The sequence below is a fragment of the Pseudomonas sp. Leaf15 genome (assembly GCF_001421425.1).
GTDB lineage: Bacteria > Pseudomonadota > Gammaproteobacteria > Pseudomonadales > Pseudomonadaceae > Aquipseudomonas > Aquipseudomonas salomonii.
Map to the genome: position 1 here is coordinate 439,308 of NZ_LMKI01000023.1, position 14,796 is coordinate 454,103.

Below are 14,796 nucleotides of genomic sequence, written 5' to 3' on the forward strand. Positions count from 1 at the left end.
AGCGATCAGTCAGGCTGAAGTGACCTTGGCCCGCGCCGAATGCAGTTTTTTATAGCTCTCGATCAAGCGCAAATGCCGATCCAGGCCTTCGAGCTTCATGCTGGTCGGCGTCAGGCCATAAAACCGCACACTGCCGTCCACCGAACCCATCACCGCATCCATCCGCTCGTGACCGAACATCCGGCGGAAGTTGGCCTCGTAATCGGCGAGGTCCAGGTCGTCGTCCAACTGCATCTCCAACACCGCATTCATGGCCTGGTAGAACAGGCCGCGTTCAGCGGTGTTGTCGTTGTATTGCAGGAACATCTCCACGCACTCCTTGGCCTCCTCATATTGCTGCAAGGCCAGGAAGATCAGCAGCTTCAACTCCAGGATGGTCAACTGGCCCCACGCCGTGTTGTCGTCGAACTCAATGCCGATCAAGGTGGTGATGTCGGTGTAATCGTCCAGCTCGCTTTCGATCAGACGCTCGACCAACGCCTGCAGCGCCTCCTCGTCAAGGCTGTGCAGGTTGAGGATATCGGCACGGAAAAACAGCGCCTTGTTGGTGTTGTCCCAGATCAGGTCGTCCACCGGGTAGATTTCCGAGTAGTCCGGCACCAGGATCCGGCAAGCCGTAGCGCCCAGATGTTCGTACACAGCCATGTAGGATTCTTTGCCCATGCCTTCGAGAATGCCGAACAGAGTGGCGGCCTCTTCGGCGTTGGAGTTTTCACCTTCGCCCGAGAAGTCCCACTCGACAAACTCATAGTCCGACTGTGCACTGAAGAAGCGCCACGACACCACGCCGCTCGAATCAATAAAGTGCTCGACAAAGTTGTTTGGCTCGGTCACCGCCTGGCCTTCAAAGGTCGGCTGCGGCAAGTCATTCAAGCCTTCAAAACTGCGGCCCTGGAGCAGTTCGGTGAGGCTGCGCTCCAGCGCCACTTCCATGCTCGGGTGCGCGCCGAACGAGGCGAATACGCCGCCGGTGCGCGGGTTCATCAGGGTGACGCACATCACCGGGAACTCGCCGCCCAGGGACGCGTCCTTGACCAGCACCGGGAAACCCTGGGCTTCCAGGCCTTCGATCCCCGCGACAATGCCGGGGTATTTGGCCAGCACCTCTGCGGGCACATCCGGCAAGGCGAACTCGCCTTCGATGATTTCGCGCTTCACCGCACGCTCGAAAATCTCCGACAGGCACTGCACCTGGGCTTCAGCCAAGGTATTGCCCGCGCTCATGCCGTTGCTGAGGTAAAGGTTTTCGATCAGGTTGGACGGGAAATACACCACTTCGCCGTCGGACTGGCGCACGAACGGCAGCGCAACAATTCCGCGCTCTTCATTGCCCGAGTTGGTATCAAACAGGTGCGAACCGCGCAGCTCGCCCTCGCGGTTGTAGACCTTCAGGCAGTAGGCGTCGAGGATTTCACTCGGCAGTTCATCCTTGGGCCCGGGCTGGAACCAGCACTCGTCCGGGTAATGCACGAACGGCGCGTTGGCCAGTTCTTCACCCCAGAACTGGTCGTTGTAGAAGAAGTTGCAATTGAGTCGCTCGATAAACTCGCCCAACGCCGACGCCAGTGCGCCTTCCTTGGTCGCGCCCTTGCCGTTGGTAAAACACATCGGCGAGTGTGCATCGCGGATATGCAGCGACCACACGTTGGGCACGATATTGCGCCACGAGGCGATTTCAATCTTCATGCCCAGGCCGGCGAGAATGCCGGACATGTTGGCGATGGTCTGCTCCAGCGGCAGGTCCTTGCCGGCGATGTAGGTGCCCGCCTCGGACGTGGAATTGGGCATCAACAATGCCTGGGCATCCGCGTCGAGGTTTTCCACTTCTTCGATGACAAATTCCGGCCCGGCCTGCACGACTTTCTTCACCGTGCAGCGGTCGATGGAGCGCAGGATGCCCTGGCGGTCCTTGTCGGAAATGTCCGCCGGCAACTCGACCTGGATCTTGAAGATCTGGTTGTAGCGGTTTTCCGGGTCAACGATGTTGTTCTGCGACAGGCGAATATTCTCGGTTGGAATATTGCGTGTTGCGCAGTACAGCTTAACAAAGTACGCCGCGCACAACGCCGACGAAGCCAGGAAGTAATCGAACGGACCCGGGGCCGAACCGTCGCCTTTGTAGCGAATCGGCTGGTCGGCAATCACCGTGAAGTCATCGAACTTGGCTTCAAGCCGAAGGTTGTCGAGAAAGTTGACCTTAATTTCCATGCGGGCACACCAGAATAACGAGCTAAACAAATTGGCCGTCATTATGAAGATTTTCGCCGGGAAGTCTCAGGGTTTTGCGAATCGGCTGCCGATCGGTGCCCGTTCAGCCGAGGCGGATCGACAATTCGATATCATCGGCAAACGGCACCGACAGGTAACCATTTCCAGGTTCGCGCACGTGCGCCAGGTATTCAGGGCAATAGTTGGTGTTGTCAGCCACCACCAGCGCGCCCGGCCGCAGGTGCTGCTCCACCAGGTTCAACACGTCGCCATACAGCGACTTGGCGCCATCGAGCAGCAGCAGGTCGACCGATGGCGGCAGGTTTGTCGCCAGTGAAACCAGGGCATCGCCTTCACGCACTTCGATCAGGTCGCTGACGCCGCCTTCAATGAAATGCTCACGGGCCAGGGCAATCTTTGACGGTTCGAATTCGCTGCCGATCAACACGCCGCCGCCGTTGTCGCGCAGTGCGGCAGCCAGGAACAAGGTGGACAACCCAAACGAGGTGCCGAACTCGACAATCGCTTTTGCATGGCTGCTGCGGGCCAGCATATAGAGCAGGTTGCCGGTGTCACGCGAGACGGGCAGCCACAGATCCTTGAGCATCGTGTAAAGCTCAAGGTACTCGGTTTTGCTGTGCATCAGGCGGTTGCGCTCTTGCGGCGACACCGTGTCGATGAGCGGGCTGGTCGCCGCATTGGCTTGGGTGTAGAGGCGTTCGATCAAGGCGGCAAGAGGCGCGGTAGTCAGAGTGCTCAGGGTGGTCATGATTGATTTCCGTCGAAGGGGGACTAAGATGCGACTGATTCGTCGCATTAAAAGTATGCGAGTGATTCATCGCCTTCGCTATTCGCGTTCGCCCAGCGCTCGGAACCCGAAATGACCACCCGCCAGACGCCCCGTATTGCCTCGCGCAAACAGCCACAACAGGCACGCTCGACCGAGTTGGTGGCGGCGATTCTCGAAGCCGCTATTCAGGTTTTGGCCAAGGAAGGCGCTACGCGTTTCACCACCGCACGGGTCGCGGAAAAAGCCGGCGTGAGTGTCGGCTCGGTGTATCAATATTTCCCCAACAAGGCCGCGATCCTGTTTCGGCTGCAAAGTGATGAATGGCAGCAGACCACCCAACTGCTGCGCGACATCCTCGAACAAACCGAAGTAGCACCGCTGACCCGCCTGCGTACCTTGGTGCATGCATTTATCCATTCCGAGTGCGAGGAGGCGCTGATGCGCGGTGCGCTGCACGACGCGGCGCCGCTGTACCGCGATGCGCCGGAAGCCGTGCAAGTGCGCGCAGCCGGCCGGCAGGCCTTCGAGACCTTCATGCTCGAGTTGCTGCCCGAGGTGCCCGACGCAACCCGCGCACTGGCGTGCGACCTCCTCCGCAGCACGCTGGGTTGCGTGGGCAAAGACTTTTCCTTCAGCCCGCGCACCGCTGCCGAGATCGAGGTGTACGCCGATGGCATGGCCGCCATGTTCAGCGCTTATGTGAATGCACTCAATCGGCCCTGATTGTTTAACGAAGCCGTAGCGCAAGGTTCACACGGCGATTGAAGGCACCAGCGCTCGATGGGAGCATCGGCGACTGTGGGAGCTGGCTTGCCTGCGATGGCGGTGGGTCAGTCACCGATGTATGCACGGATAGACCGCTATCGCAGGCAAGCCAGCTCCCACTTTGGATCGATGTGCATCATGCAAATCAGCTTCGAACAACAGCCCTGTTTAATCACGCCCAATCGCTGCTATGTTTCGCCCCTGACCCAGCTAAAGGATGTGCCATGGAACCGTTAGCCACAAATGCCGCGTTGTTGATCATCGATATGCAGCAAGGCATGCACGATCCCAAGCTGGGGCGACGCAATAACCCTGACGCCGAGGTGCAGATACAGCACCTGCTGCGTGACTGGCGGCAGTCCAATCGCCCCGTGGTGCATGTGCGGCATATGTCCCGCAGCCAGGGCTCGGTGTTTTGGCCAGGCCAACCGGGCTGTGAGTTCCAGCCGGCACTGGCGCCGCTCAAGCATGAGCATGTGGTAGAAAAAAACGTACCGGATGCATTCGCCGCCACCGGCCTGGAGCGTTGGCTGCATGGGCGTGGGATCCGGCAATTGGTGATCGTTGGGGTGATCACCAACAACTCTGTCGAGTCTACGGCGCGCACCGGCGGCAACCTGGGTTTTGAGGTCACCGTGGCGGCGGATGCCTGCTACACCTTTGATCAAGCTGATTTGTCGGGTCGCCTCTGGCCTGCCGAGGATGTGCATGCGCTGTCGCTGAGCAACCTGGCGATGGATTACGCCAGGGTCACAGGCACCGCCAATATCCTCGCCATGCTTTAAAAAACGCCTGCCTGGGCGAGCATGTCGATAAGCCCTTCTGGCCATACCGTGTCTGCCGTCGATCGCAGCTCCTCAATCGACCACCAATGATGATCCGCCATGACCTGGGCTTCCTGCGCCGTCCATTCGTCTCGCGAAAGGTGCTCGTTTTGCGCCTGAACAACAAAGTACTGTTCAATGGCCAACACGGTTTCGCCACTGGGCAGCATCAGCTCAAATCGGCGATCTGCTACCGGCGCTTGCACGTCACTGACCACAATGCCGGTCTCTTCGCGCAGCTCACGGATCGCCGCCGTGTGGAAGCTCTCCCCGGCTTCGACGCCGCCGCCGGGTGTCGCCCAGTAATTCCTGCCGGCCAGCGCTCCTTTCTTGTGCACAAACCGGAACAGCAGCACTTTTCGCGCAGGGCTGATCACCAGCAGGCGCGCAGCTTGACGTTCACGCATGGGCAGCAACCCTTTCGCCCAAACGCTCCACCAGCCTGACCAGATAACCATCCGGGTCCTGCACCAGAAACTCACGCTGCCCGACCTCGACTTCGCCTGCCCGGTACCACACGTCTTGGCTGGCCTTGAACACCGGGTGTGCCGCCCTCTCCAGCCGTTGAATGACTGGATGCACCGCCACGACATCAATCTGCAGGTTCATGCCGCGCCCAAACGGGCGTTCCAACGCCCCCGTGAGCCATTGATTGGCGCGTGGATCGACTTGCTCAAGCATCACCTGAGCGCCGTCCAGGTCAAGATACGCGAAGCCGTCTTCCAGGCGTTGATAAGCTACCGTGAACCCCAGACAACCGACCCAGAACTCAAGGCTGCGGCTCAGGTCGGTCACCATCAATTCCGGGACCAGATTATTTCTATGCATCATCCAGCTTCCATGGCGGATTGGAGGAAGTGCGCGATCGTGTTGCGCAACTCACCGTGTTGATCTTCAGCGTAAGGTGGCGCGGTTTTCCAGTCGTAGAACCACACCGGCATCTTGCGTTTGTCCTCCGGCTCCGAGGCGTAGCGCGGGAAAATATGGCAATGCAACTCCGGTTCCGAGTTGCCCAGAATCTCGTAGTTGATGCGCAAGGCACCGGTAGCCGCCAGCACGGCATCGCCTAGGCGCGCCATATCGAGCAAGTAGGTTGCACGCGCCTCGGCGTCCAGATCATTGAGGCTGGCAACCACCGGGTCGGGTAACAACAAACAATAGCCCGGCAAGAACTGCACATCGCCCATCACCGCCCAGCCTGAGGCCATGCGGCAAATAACCTTATCGTTGGCGCCGTTGCGGGCGAGCGCTACACGTTCCGTGATCAGTGGCATGCATTGTCCTTAATGAGAAGATATCGACGGCATCTTAACTGTGATAACACTGTGGGGCTCAGCACTTCCAACCTGGCGACCCCCTATGCGAATCACCTGCCTTCATACCGCAGCCAGCAACATTGCCGTCTTCGACGCAGCCGCACAAGCTCTGGGAATCGCACCCGCCATTTTGCAGCATGAAGTACGTGCGGACCTACTGGCCGGAGCGGAAGAAATGGGCGGGCTAACGCCTGAAATTGCGGCTTCAACCGCCAACGCATTGCTTTCACTCGCTCAGCACGCCGACGTCGTAGTGCTCACCTGCTCGACGTTGGGGCCATCGGTTGATGAGATTGACGAGCGCATCCCGTCATTCATTCTCAGGGCGGACCAAGCCCTCGCCCTTACAGCCGTTCAAGCAGGCGGCGAGGTCGTGGTGTTATGTGCCGTCGAAACCACCCTCGCCCCCACCTCGAGCCTGTTCTACCGCGCAGCGTTGCAGTCAGACGCAACCGTTGACGTGCGGCTGGTTCCAGGCGCATGGGCACTGTTCAAGGCGGGCAATATTGAGGGTTACTTGTCGACCATCGCCAAGGCGGCCGATCAGGCCTATATCGATGGCGCATCCGTGGTTGCGCTGGCCCAAGCCTCCATGGGCGGGGCCGCTGCTCTCGTGACGGCAGGGCCGACGCCGCTGACCAGCGCGACCGCCGGCCTTAAGGCTGCCTTGAAGGCAATTAAGGGTTAACCCAAGTGCGCCTTCCTGCAGGTTAATTTCTCAGGACAAAATCAATTGTTGTTGTACACAAAATAAAGCTAAAGCTTTATAACCCTCAGGCCGAAACAGTCAGTGATATCAAATCGCCTCTTCGCCCGATGGTCGTCTCGATGAAAATAAAAAACAAGCTCGTGCTCGCGTTCGTCTCTGTCGCCTTTATTCCGGTCAGCCTGGTTGCAGTCATCTCCGTCATGAACACGCGGACTCAGGCGGTCGATCAGTTTATTGATGGCAGCACCCGCGAAATACGTCAGATCGATGGCAATATCCGGCAATTCTTCGACGGCACCTTGCAGAACGTCGATCAAATGTCCGCTGATCCTGTATACACTTCCGTGAACACTCTAAAGGATTACCAGCCTGCAAACGCCGCGAGTCAGCCAATGCCCGCCCAGGCGCAGCAGGTAATCGAGCAGTTTGCCCGTTTCGGTGCCACCCACCCTTCCGCTGCCATTTTGTCCATCGGCCTTGAAGACGGCACCTACGCCAAATGGCCAGATGACCCACAGCTGGCCAAGTACGACCCGCGCACCCGCCCCTGGTACAAGGCCGCCATGGCCAGCCCCAACAAGACCGTGCGCACGCCCGCTTACTACTATGACAAGGATGATGTGGCGCTGGTGGGCACCGCACGTGCGCTGCTCGACAGCAGCGGCAAGGCCAAGGGCGTGTTCGTGGTCAGCGTGTCACTGAAGAACCTCACCGAATTGCTCAAGAGCATCAAGCTGGGTGAAAGCGGCTACGTGATGTTGATCGAGGACGGCGTGGTGCTGGTCGACCCGCGCAACGCCGCACACAACTTCAAGCCGCTCAAGGACCTCGGCGCGCCCTATGCGCACCTGGCCGAGACGCCTCAGGGCTCAACCGAGGTGGTCATCGACGGTGTGCGCTACATGGCCAACGTGTGGACCTCTCCGGGCCTGGGCTGGCGGTATGTGGGGCTGATCGAATACAACGAAGTCATGGCGGCGGCGACGCGCATGACCTACCTGACCACGGTAATCGTGGCCGTGCTGGTGCTGATCTTCGGGCTGATCGCCGCGGCGTTTTCCAAGGTGATCGTCAAACCGATCGGCCAGGTCAGCACCGGCTTGCAGTCCATTGCCCAGGGTGAAGGCGATTTGCGTCATGAGCTGCAGGTACAGGGCAAGGATGAAACCGCCGAGCTGGCGGGCTGGTTCAATAAATTCCTCGCCGCAATCCGTCAGCTGATCCAGCATATTGGCGCGGCCTCCACCAATCTTCAGGACGCGTCACGGGTCAACAGCGAAGTGGCGCACAACATGAACGAAGCCGCCGGGCGCCAGCGTGAGGCGGTGGAGTTGGTGTCTACCGCGTTCAACGAAATGGTCGCCACCGCCAACGAGGTCGCGCGTTCGTGCAGTGGCGCGGCGGAGTCGGCCGAGAACGGCCATCGCCGTGTGGCCGAAGGCAAACAGCAGATCGAAGTCACCACCGATAACGTCAACCGCCTGGGCCGCCGCCTGACCGAGTCATCCCAGGCCATGGTCGAGCTGGAAGCCGGCAGCCGCAGCATCAACCAGATCCTCGGCACCATTCGCGCCATCGCCGAGCAGACCAACCTGCTGGCCCTCAACGCCGCCATCGAAGCCGCCCGCGCCGGCGATCAGGGCCGTGGTTTTGCCGTGGTGGCCGACGAAGTGCGCGCACTGGCCAAGCGCACCTCCGACTCCACCGGCGAGATCGAGCAACTGCTCGGCACCCTCGGCAGCAAGACCGAAGAAGTCACCCAGAAGATGAGCAGTTGCCTGGACCTGTCCCGCGCCAGCGTGTCGTCCATCGAAAACGCGCGGGACAGTTTCGAGGGCATCCAGTTGTCGGTGAACGAGATCCGCGACCAGAACCTGCAGATTTCCGCCGCCGCCGAGGAACAACACAGCGTGGCCGAAGAGATCAACCGGCACATCCAGCAGATCTATGACGAGGCAAGGTTGGTGGAGAGCCTGGCCAATGCTGCGCAGGATGATTCCGAGCGGTTGGCGGGCCTGTCGGATGAGTTAGGTGGGCTCGTTGGACGCTTCAAGTCGTAAGCACTGAAACCAAACAGGCCCCATAACGAACCATGGGGCCTATTTTATACCTCCCGCCAACACATCTATCCGCGCCGAGCGGACAACAAACGAATCTTAATGTTCAATCGACAACTTGCCCTTATTAAAGGCTCTTTATATAAAAGAAAACCCACTATCAATTAGCTCAAATGGATATAAAAAACTGTTATTTCTTACAGGTTAAGAACATCACACAAGCATCTATCCTGAGTACTAAAAAATTGTCTGCGAAAGGATCCAAATCCCCCCTCACCTCCAAACTCAGGAGTTAAAAATATGAAACGCGCCAAAAACACTACGGCCGCCCTACTGATACTGTATCTATTGGCAACGCTGAATATGGCATACGCCAACGAGTGCGATGAAGCGTGGCAAAAAAACAAGAGTGCCCGGTTAACTTGCGACCTCAATACAACAGCCTCGCTGAAGGTACTGCCGCCACCTGACCCAGCGTATCAGCACCAGCCAGCCTGCGAACTCCCTCTTTCATGTTCCGCGCCCGGCACTCACCCAGAGGTTCCCGACAAAACCACTACAAGAGAGATACAAAATAAAACTGTCAGCACTACTCGCTGGATGCGTGATGACGTTGAAAATCTTAAAAACTGTGGCGGCATAATAAAACTAAAGTGCTGAAGACCTGCAGGGGACATTGAGCTTTTGCGTCGGCGCGCGCAGCACCACATTCTCCGGCGCCAGCTGCTTGAATGACGCCGGCACCAGCGCGATGCCCTGACCGCAGCTGACAAAGGCGATTTGCGAGGCCACCGAGCGCACTTCTGTTCTCCTGCAACGGCAAGGAACAGCCAAAGGTGGTGAATCAGGCGGAAGTTGATCATAGGCTCGGCGTATGTAAAGTGAGGTTGAGCGCCTATATACCTATCTATGCCTATGCCTGCTGTAAAACCATCCAGTCGATAAAGGTGCGCAATCGGGTAGTAAATGCCTCACCCTCGGCACTGGGGTTGCGCGCCTCAAACAGGAAATACGCGATCTGGATGCGCATCGTCGGATGGTGCTGAATGAATGCTGCAACGTGCTCTTCGAGGGTGTGTGGCCAGGTTGACGCGTTGCGGGCGCGCAAGGTGTTAGTGGCGCGAATCAGCTTGCGCGCAGCCTCGCATTGCAGGCGAAGGCGTCCGAGTGGAGTACTGGCCTTCTCGATACGCGTGAGATACTCGCTCAATACCGGTTCGAAATCCGCGTTCAACGCCAGGGCGATTTCGCGCGAAGGCTGGAAGCGTTCAAAGCGCAGCGAAAGATCCTCGCCCCACACACAACGGCAATGATGCTTGAGCCAGAAACCCCATTTATTTGCGTTTTCGGGCGCCAGCACTTCGGCGCGGTGGCCGATATCGAAGTCAATTTTGGTGACCTCCGGGTGGCTTTGCTCCAGGCTTTGGCGCAGCGCTTGCAGGTGGGCCAATACCGATGCATCCGGCGGCTCGAGCAGAATCAGGCTAAGGTCCAGGTCCGATTCGCCGGGGCTTGCTTCGCCCCTGGCGACACTGCCATACACATAAATTCCGTCCAGCCCAGACAGGGAGAGGCTGGCGATGACATCCGCCAGCAGCGGCTCAAACTCAGGCTGGAAGGCGACATCGTCCAACGTCAGCACACAGCCCTGGGCATCCACACCGGTCACCGTACTCATGGATGATGCACCTCAATCACCAGGCCTTCGGCTTCACTCGGTACACAGAAATGGCGGGTGATCAGGTCAAACTCGGCGTCGGTGGCGGCGAAATCATGCTTGCCCTGAGCATTGCGCGCCTGTAAACGAGTGCGGCAGGTGGCGTCATCCAGCTCCAAATAGTGCAGGCAGTGCGGCGCTTGCGCCGCCTGGGCCAAACTCAGCAGCCACTCGCGATTAGCCAGCGTATTGGCCGGGAAGTCCAACACCACGTTGATGCCCGATTGCAGCACGTTGATCACCAACGGCCCGAGCACACCCCGAATACGCTGGGCGCAGCTCACGTAATCGGCAATCGAGCGGACTTCGCCGGGGTAAAGTGTGGCGAGCCAATGGTCTTCGCTTAACAGGATGGCGGCGTGTTCAGCGGCCAAAGTGTTGGCCAGGGTGGATTTGCCGGAGGCGATCTTGCCGCACAGCAGGTGCAGGGTTGGCATGGACAGGGTTCCTTTTGTCAGGCCCTGAAGCATGCCAGTTTTCAGGGCTCTGCATAATGAGAACCTGTTCTGTAACAGTGAATGGGCACCCTGGTTTCGACAAATTACCGACAAGGGATGGTTATGATTCGTGATGCATTACCCAAGGACGCCAAGCAGATCGCTCAGGTGCATGTGCGCAGTTGGCAACAGGCTTATGCAGACCTGATGCCGGCGGATTTTCTAGCCTCGCTGACCACCACACTGCCGCAGAAGGAAGCTTACTGGGCGCGTTCAATCGAAAGCCAGGACGCGGACACTTTAGTCGCCGAAGTGGAGGGCAACGTTATCGGTTGGCTGTCGCTGGGCCCCTGCCGTGATGCGGACACGCCCGAGACGACATCCGGAGAGGTCATGGCTATCTACGTGTTGGCCGATTATTGGGGCCAGGGTATCGGCGCGCAATTGTGGCAGGCGGGTTTCCAGCGCTTGGTTGACCAGGGTTTTAAACGCATTTCTTTATGGGTTTTAGCCGAAAACCAAAGAGCCGTACGTTTCTATACACGCTTTGGCGGCACTGAAGACCCGGGTAGCCGTCGCACGCTGGTGCGCGGCGGCGTGACGCTGGAAGAGGTGCGCTATGTGTGGACCCGTTGAGGCACTGTCAAAGCCTAAAATAATATTTCGACACGAATTACGCTGAACTATCCGCCAGGCTCTACGCTCCTTCCCTATGCGCTGCCCCGCCCCGGGGCGTTGGATAAAACAAGGAGCCGCGACCCCATGACCACCCTTCCCGCCTACCCACTCGTCAGGCCTGGCCCGCTGCATTCGACCCTGTTGGCCGGCACCGTGCCGTTGTTTCTGGGCGCGTTGCTCAGTGACATCGCCTACGGCCAGACCTATCAGATCCAATGGGCCAACTTCGCCTCCTGGCTGATCGCCGGAGCCTTGGTGTTTTGTGGCTTTGCATTGTTGTTCGCGCTGGTCAACCTGGTGCGTGCCGAGCAAAAAGGCGGACGCCCCGCCGCGTACTTCCTGCTGTTGCTGATCACCTGGGTACTCGGGTTGGTCAATGCGTTCCAGCATGCCAAGGACGCCTACGCCATGATGCCTGTGGGCCTGGTGCTGTCGGTGATAGTGACGGTTCTGGCGATCGTTGCCACGTGGATCGGCCTGACCAACCTGCGCTCGGGAGCTGCCAAATGAACCCACTCCATACGCTGACCTTACTGAGCGCGGCGCTGCTGCTGAGCGCCTGTGGCGACGCCGGCGACAAAACCCAGGCACGCGGCCCCGACCCCAAACTGCCCGCGCAACAAAGCAGCTTGCTGCCAAGCATGAAGATTGCCGAGCCGACACCCTGGGGCGAGCAAAAACCCACAGTGCCGCAAGGCTACAGCGTCACGGCCATCGCCACCGACCTGGCCATTCCACGCCAGACGCTGGTGCTGCCCAACGGCGATATTCTCGTTGCCGAAGGCCGTGGCGGCAGTGCTGCCAAACTCAAGCCCAAGGACGTAATCGCCAGCGTGATCAAGGCCCAGGGCAACACCAAGGTCAAGAGCGGTAACCGCATCACGTTGCTGCGCGATGCCGACGGTGACGGCAACTACGAGCTCAAAACCGTGTTTGCCGACAACCTCAACGCGCCCTATGGTCTGGCTTACGCCGACGGCAAGCTGTACGTGGCCAACCAGGATGCCCTGGTGCGCTTCGACTATGCCGACGGCCAAACCAAAGCCAGCGGCGCGCCGACCAAAATCACCGACCTGCCGGCGCAGATCAACCATCACTGGACCAAATCCCTGGCCATCAGCGAAGACGGGCGCCAGCTCTATGTGGGCATCGGCTCCAACAGCAACATCACTGAACGCGGCATGGAAGTGGAAATCGACCGCGCCATGGTCTGGCAGATCGACGCGGCCAGCGGCGCGCACAAGCCCTACGCCACCGGCCTGCGTAACCCGACCGCGCTGACCATTCAACCGGGCTCGGGGCAATTGTGGACGGTGGTCAACGAACGCGACGAACTCGGCCCCGACCTGGTGCCGGACTACCTCACCTCGGTGCGCGAAGGCGCCTTTTACGGCTGGCCCTACAGCTACTGGGGCCAGAACGTCGACCCGCGCGCGCAACCGCAGAACCCGATGAAAGTCGCGGCCGCGATCAAGCCGGACTACAGCCTGGGCTCCCACGTTGCCGCACTCGGCGTGGATTTTTCGATCCCGGCCATGGGTGAACAATTTGCCGACGGTGTGTTTGTCGGCGAACACGGCAGCTGGAACCGCGACAACCCGGTGGGCTACAAGGTGATCTTCGTACCGTTCAGCAACGGCAAGCCGGCGGGCGAACCGATTGATTTCGCCACCGGCTTTCGCGGCGATGACGGCAAGACCCGTGGCCGCCCGGTGGGCGTGACGGTGGACCCCAAAGGTGCGCTGATCATTGCCGATGACCTGGCCAACACCGTTTGGCGGGTGACGCGCAATCGGTAACCGCTGTTTAACCCTGGTACTGTGGTGAGGGAGCTTGCTCCCTCACCACAGAGGATGGGTTACAAGTCAGTGATTTCCTTATGGCGCGGCACCAGCGCTTTCATCACGCTCCACGCCACCAGGTAGGCCAGGGCACAGATCGCAAACATGATCATGTAGCCGGTGTGAATGTCGTTGATGGACTTGTAGTAGTCGAACACCCAGCCACCGATCTTGGTCATCACCACACCGCCCAGGCCACCCGCCATGCCGCCGATGCCGACCACCGACGCCACGGTTTTTTGCGGGAACATATCCGACACGGTGGTGAAGATGTTGCACGACCACGCCTGGTGCGCCGAGGCGCCCACGCCGATCAGCAACACCGGTACCCAGAAGCTCAGGTAACCGAACGGTTGCGCCAGCAGCACCACCAGTGGGAACAGTGCGATCACCAGCATGGCTTTCATGCGGCCGTCATACGGGGCATCGCCACGCGCCATGAAGTAGCTGGGGAACCAGCCGCCGCCGATACTGCCGACCATGGTCATGCTGTACAGCACGGCCAACGGCATCACGATGTCCGCGCCCTTCATGTTGTATTGCGCCGACAGGTAAGTGGGCAGCCAGAACAGGAAAAACCACCACACGCCGTCGGTCATGAACTTGCCGAAGGCGAAGGCCCAGGTCTGGCGATAGGTCAGCAGCTTGAACCACGAGACTTTTTTCGGCGCCGCCCCTACAGGCTCCGGCGTGAAAGGCTGTACGGTCTGGTCACTGCGGATGTAGGCCAGTTCTTCGGCGGACAAGCGCTTTTGCTGCTCCGGTTTCTCATAGAGCATCGACCACACCGCCACCCATACAAACCCGAGCATGCCGATCACGATAAACGCGGCTTCCCAGCCCCACATGCCGGCAATCAGCGGCACACAGATCGGCGCCAGGATCGCCCCCACGTTGGCGCCGGAGTTGAAGATGCCGGTGGCCAGGGAGCGTTCTTTCTTCGGGAAATATTCGGCGGTGGCCTTGATCGCAATCGGGAAGTTGCCCGCCTCACCAATCGCCAGCACCGCGCGGGAGAGCATAAAGCCGGCAATCGATACCGGAATCACCGCCAGGCCGATGGCGGCGCTGAGCGAGGCAATGCCCGCGCCCATCGGCACCGAGAACGCATGCATGATCGCGCCGGTGGACCAGATGGCGATGGCCACCACATAGGCCGCCTTGGTGCCGATCTTGTCGACAAAGCGCCCGGCAAACAGCATGGAAATCGCATACACGAACTGGAACACCGCCGCGATGTTGGCGTAGTCGGTGTTGCTCCAGCCAAATTGCGTCGACAACTGCGGTGCCAAGAGGCTCAGCACCTGGCGGTCGAGGTAGTTGACGGTGGTGGCAAAGAACAACATCGCGCAGATGGTCCAGCGATAGTTGCCGACGGCCTGGCCGACGCGGTGGGCGCTTATGGGCTCATTCAAATTCATGGCATCACTTTTTATTTTTGTTAGATAGGACAT

The 14,796-nt window shown here is 59.4% G+C and carries 16 protein-coding genes and 2 pseudogenes; 9 read left to right on the top strand and 9 right to left on the bottom strand.

Annotated elements, in window-relative coordinates; translation table 11 throughout:
• Positions 1-9 precede the first annotated feature (9 nt).
• Both ASE80_RS18255 and ASE80_RS18260 read right to left on the bottom strand, forming a co-directional pair.
• Positions 10-2,208, bottom strand: coding sequence for an OsmC domain/YcaO domain-containing protein (locus ASE80_RS18255; RefSeq protein ID WP_056860170.1), 2,199 nt, complete (start codon positions 2,206-2,208; stop codon positions 10-12).
• 103 nt (positions 2,209-2,311) lie between these two features.
• Positions 2,312-2,968 carry an O-methyltransferase gene (locus tag ASE80_RS18260; RefSeq protein WP_056860340.1) on the bottom strand — a complete coding sequence of 219 codons (657 nt, stop codon included), beginning with the start codon at positions 2,966-2,968 and terminating at the stop codon, positions 2,312-2,314.
• A gap of 120 nt (positions 2,969-3,088) precedes the next feature.
• Here ASE80_RS18260 and ASE80_RS18265 point away from each other — a divergent pair, with 120 nt between their 5' ends.
• Both ASE80_RS18265 and ASE80_RS18270 read left to right on the top strand, forming a co-directional pair.
• Complete coding sequence (locus tag ASE80_RS18265) at positions 3,089-3,721, top strand: TetR family transcriptional regulator (RefSeq protein ID WP_056860171.1); 633 nt, start codon at positions 3,089-3,091, stop codon at positions 3,719-3,721.
• 266 nt (positions 3,722-3,987) lie between these two features.
• The gene (locus ASE80_RS18270; RefSeq protein WP_056860172.1) at positions 3,988-4,548 is read left to right on the top strand and encodes a cysteine hydrolase family protein; all 561 of its coding nucleotides are present in this window, start codon (positions 3,988-3,990) and stop codon (positions 4,546-4,548) included.
• On the opposite strand, the gene ASE80_RS18275 is transcribed toward ASE80_RS18270, so the two are convergent.
• The 3 genes from ASE80_RS18275 to ASE80_RS18285 are packed head-to-tail and all read right to left on the bottom strand — an operon-like array spanning position 4,545 to position 5,861.
• Positions 4,545-4,994, bottom strand: coding sequence for an NUDIX hydrolase (locus ASE80_RS18275; RefSeq protein WP_056860173.1), 450 nt, complete (start codon positions 4,992-4,994; stop codon positions 4,545-4,547). The two genes, ASE80_RS18270 and ASE80_RS18275, sit on opposite strands and share 4 nt — an antisense overlap.
• A complete protein-coding gene (locus ASE80_RS18280) occupies positions 4,987-5,418 on the bottom strand; it encodes a bleomycin resistance protein (RefSeq protein ID WP_056860174.1) in 432 nt (143 codons plus the stop codon). Before ASE80_RS18280 ends, ASE80_RS18275 begins: the two co-directional genes overlap by 8 nt.
• Complete coding sequence (locus ASE80_RS18285) at positions 5,415-5,861, bottom strand: HIT family protein (RefSeq protein WP_056860175.1); 447 nt, start codon at positions 5,859-5,861, stop codon at positions 5,415-5,417. Before ASE80_RS18285 ends, ASE80_RS18280 begins: the two co-directional genes overlap by 4 nt.
• 85 nt (positions 5,862-5,946) lie before the next feature.
• On the opposite strand from ASE80_RS18285, the gene ASE80_RS18290 reads away from it, so the two are divergent.
• From ASE80_RS18290 to ASE80_RS30820, 4 genes and pseudogenes are all read left to right on the top strand, one after another.
• Positions 5,947-6,591 carry an aspartate/glutamate racemase family protein gene (locus ASE80_RS18290; RefSeq protein WP_056860176.1) on the top strand — a complete coding sequence of 215 codons (645 nt, stop codon included), beginning with the start codon at positions 5,947-5,949 and terminating at the stop codon, positions 6,589-6,591.
• A 221-nt stretch (positions 6,592-6,812) separates the two neighbouring features.
• Positions 6,813-7,769 (top strand): annotated as a pseudogene (locus tag ASE80_RS31910) (cache domain-containing protein); the annotation flags it as partial.
• A gap of 198 nt (positions 7,770-7,967) precedes the next feature.
• Positions 7,968-8,672, top strand: a complete 705-nt coding sequence (locus tag ASE80_RS31915; RefSeq protein WP_442962913.1) for a methyl-accepting chemotaxis protein — start codon at positions 7,968-7,970, stop codon at positions 8,670-8,672.
• Positions 8,673-8,969: 297 nt separating this feature from the next.
• Entirely contained in the window at positions 8,970-9,329 is a 360-nt protein-coding gene (locus ASE80_RS30820; RefSeq protein ID WP_133257289.1) for a hypothetical protein, read from the top strand.
• 12 nt (positions 9,330-9,341) lie between these two features.
• On the opposite strand, the pseudogene ASE80_RS30255 reads toward ASE80_RS30820, so the two are convergent.
• The 3 genes and pseudogenes from ASE80_RS30255 to ASE80_RS18305 all read right to left on the bottom strand — a co-directional run.
• A pseudogene (locus tag ASE80_RS30255) lies at positions 9,342-9,473 on the bottom strand (LysR family transcriptional regulator); the annotation flags it as partial.
• Between the two features lie 109 nt (positions 9,474-9,582).
• Positions 9,583-10,347, bottom strand: coding sequence for a nucleotidyltransferase domain-containing protein (locus ASE80_RS18300; RefSeq protein ID WP_056860178.1), 765 nt, complete (start codon positions 10,345-10,347; stop codon positions 9,583-9,585).
• Positions 10,344-10,823, bottom strand: a complete 480-nt coding sequence (locus tag ASE80_RS18305) for an AAA family ATPase (RefSeq protein WP_056860179.1) — start codon at positions 10,821-10,823, stop codon at positions 10,344-10,346. Before ASE80_RS18305 ends, ASE80_RS18300 begins: the two co-directional genes overlap by 4 nt.
• A gap of 123 nt (positions 10,824-10,946) precedes the next feature.
• Here ASE80_RS18305 and ASE80_RS18310 point away from each other — a divergent pair, with 123 nt between their 5' ends.
• The 3 genes from ASE80_RS18310 to ASE80_RS18320 all read left to right on the top strand — a co-directional run bounded on the left by ASE80_RS18310 (position 10,947) and on the right by ASE80_RS18320 (position 13,300).
• On the top strand, positions 10,947-11,459 hold the full coding sequence (locus ASE80_RS18310; protein WP_056860180.1) for a GNAT family N-acetyltransferase: 513 nt from the start codon (positions 10,947-10,949) through the stop codon (positions 11,457-11,459).
• A gap of 126 nt (positions 11,460-11,585) precedes the next feature.
• Positions 11,586-12,011 carry a DUF2231 domain-containing protein gene (locus ASE80_RS18315; protein ID WP_056860181.1) on the top strand — a complete coding sequence of 142 codons (426 nt, stop codon included), beginning with the start codon at positions 11,586-11,588 and terminating at the stop codon, positions 12,009-12,011.
• The gene (locus ASE80_RS18320; RefSeq protein WP_056860182.1) at positions 12,008-13,300 is read left to right on the top strand and encodes a PQQ-dependent sugar dehydrogenase; all 1,293 of its coding nucleotides are present in this window, start codon (positions 12,008-12,010) and stop codon (positions 13,298-13,300) included. Before ASE80_RS18315 ends, ASE80_RS18320 begins: the two co-directional genes overlap by 4 nt.
• A gap of 59 nt (positions 13,301-13,359) precedes the next feature.
• Here ASE80_RS18320 and ASE80_RS18325 read toward each other — a convergent pair whose 3' ends face one another.
• Positions 13,360-14,763, bottom strand: coding sequence for an MFS transporter (locus tag ASE80_RS18325; RefSeq protein WP_056860183.1), 1,404 nt, complete (start codon positions 14,761-14,763; stop codon positions 13,360-13,362).
• Positions 14,764-14,796 lie beyond the last annotated feature (33 nt).

What these genes read in the sequence shown, in the direction of transcription:
- ASE80_RS18255 (WP_056860170.1), bottom strand. Translation starts at nt 2,208, where the DNA reads ATGGAAATTAAGGTCAACTTTCTCGACAACCTTCGGCTTGAAGCCAAG.
- ASE80_RS18265 (WP_056860171.1), top strand. Translation starts at nt 3,089, where the DNA reads ATGACCACCCGCCAGACGCCCCGTATTGCCTCGCGCAAACAGCCACAA.
- ASE80_RS18270 (WP_056860172.1), top strand. Translation starts at nt 3,988, where the DNA reads ATGGAACCGTTAGCCACAAATGCCGCGTTGTTGATCATCGATATGCAG.
- ASE80_RS18275 (WP_056860173.1), bottom strand. Translation starts at nt 4,994, where the DNA reads ATGCGTGAACGTCAAGCTGCGCGCCTGCTGGTGATCAGCCCTGCGCGA.
- ASE80_RS18280 (WP_056860174.1), bottom strand. Translation starts at nt 5,418, where the DNA reads ATGATGCATAGAAATAATCTGGTCCCGGAATTGATGGTGACCGACCTG.
- ASE80_RS18285 (WP_056860175.1), bottom strand. Translation starts at nt 5,861, where the DNA reads ATGCCACTGATCACGGAACGTGTAGCGCTCGCCCGCAACGGCGCCAAC.
- ASE80_RS18290 (WP_056860176.1), top strand. Translation starts at nt 5,947, where the DNA reads ATGCGAATCACCTGCCTTCATACCGCAGCCAGCAACATTGCCGTCTTC.
- ASE80_RS31915 (WP_442962913.1), top strand. Translation starts at nt 7,968, where the DNA reads ATGGTCGCCACCGCCAACGAGGTCGCGCGTTCGTGCAGTGGCGCGGCG.
- ASE80_RS30820 (WP_133257289.1), top strand. Translation starts at nt 8,970, where the DNA reads ATGAAACGCGCCAAAAACACTACGGCCGCCCTACTGATACTGTATCTA.
- ASE80_RS18300 (WP_056860178.1), bottom strand. Translation starts at nt 10,347, where the DNA reads ATGAGTACGGTGACCGGTGTGGATGCCCAGGGCTGTGTGCTGACGTTG.
- ASE80_RS18305 (WP_056860179.1), bottom strand. Translation starts at nt 10,823, where the DNA reads ATGCCAACCCTGCACCTGCTGTGCGGCAAGATCGCCTCCGGCAAATCC.
- ASE80_RS18310 (WP_056860180.1), top strand. Translation starts at nt 10,947, where the DNA reads ATGATTCGTGATGCATTACCCAAGGACGCCAAGCAGATCGCTCAGGTG.
- ASE80_RS18315 (WP_056860181.1), top strand. Translation starts at nt 11,586, where the DNA reads ATGACCACCCTTCCCGCCTACCCACTCGTCAGGCCTGGCCCGCTGCAT.
- ASE80_RS18320 (WP_056860182.1), top strand. Translation starts at nt 12,008, where the DNA reads ATGAACCCACTCCATACGCTGACCTTACTGAGCGCGGCGCTGCTGCTG.
- ASE80_RS18325 (WP_056860183.1), bottom strand. Translation starts at nt 14,763, where the DNA reads ATGAATTTGAATGAGCCCATAAGCGCCCACCGCGTCGGCCAGGCCGTC.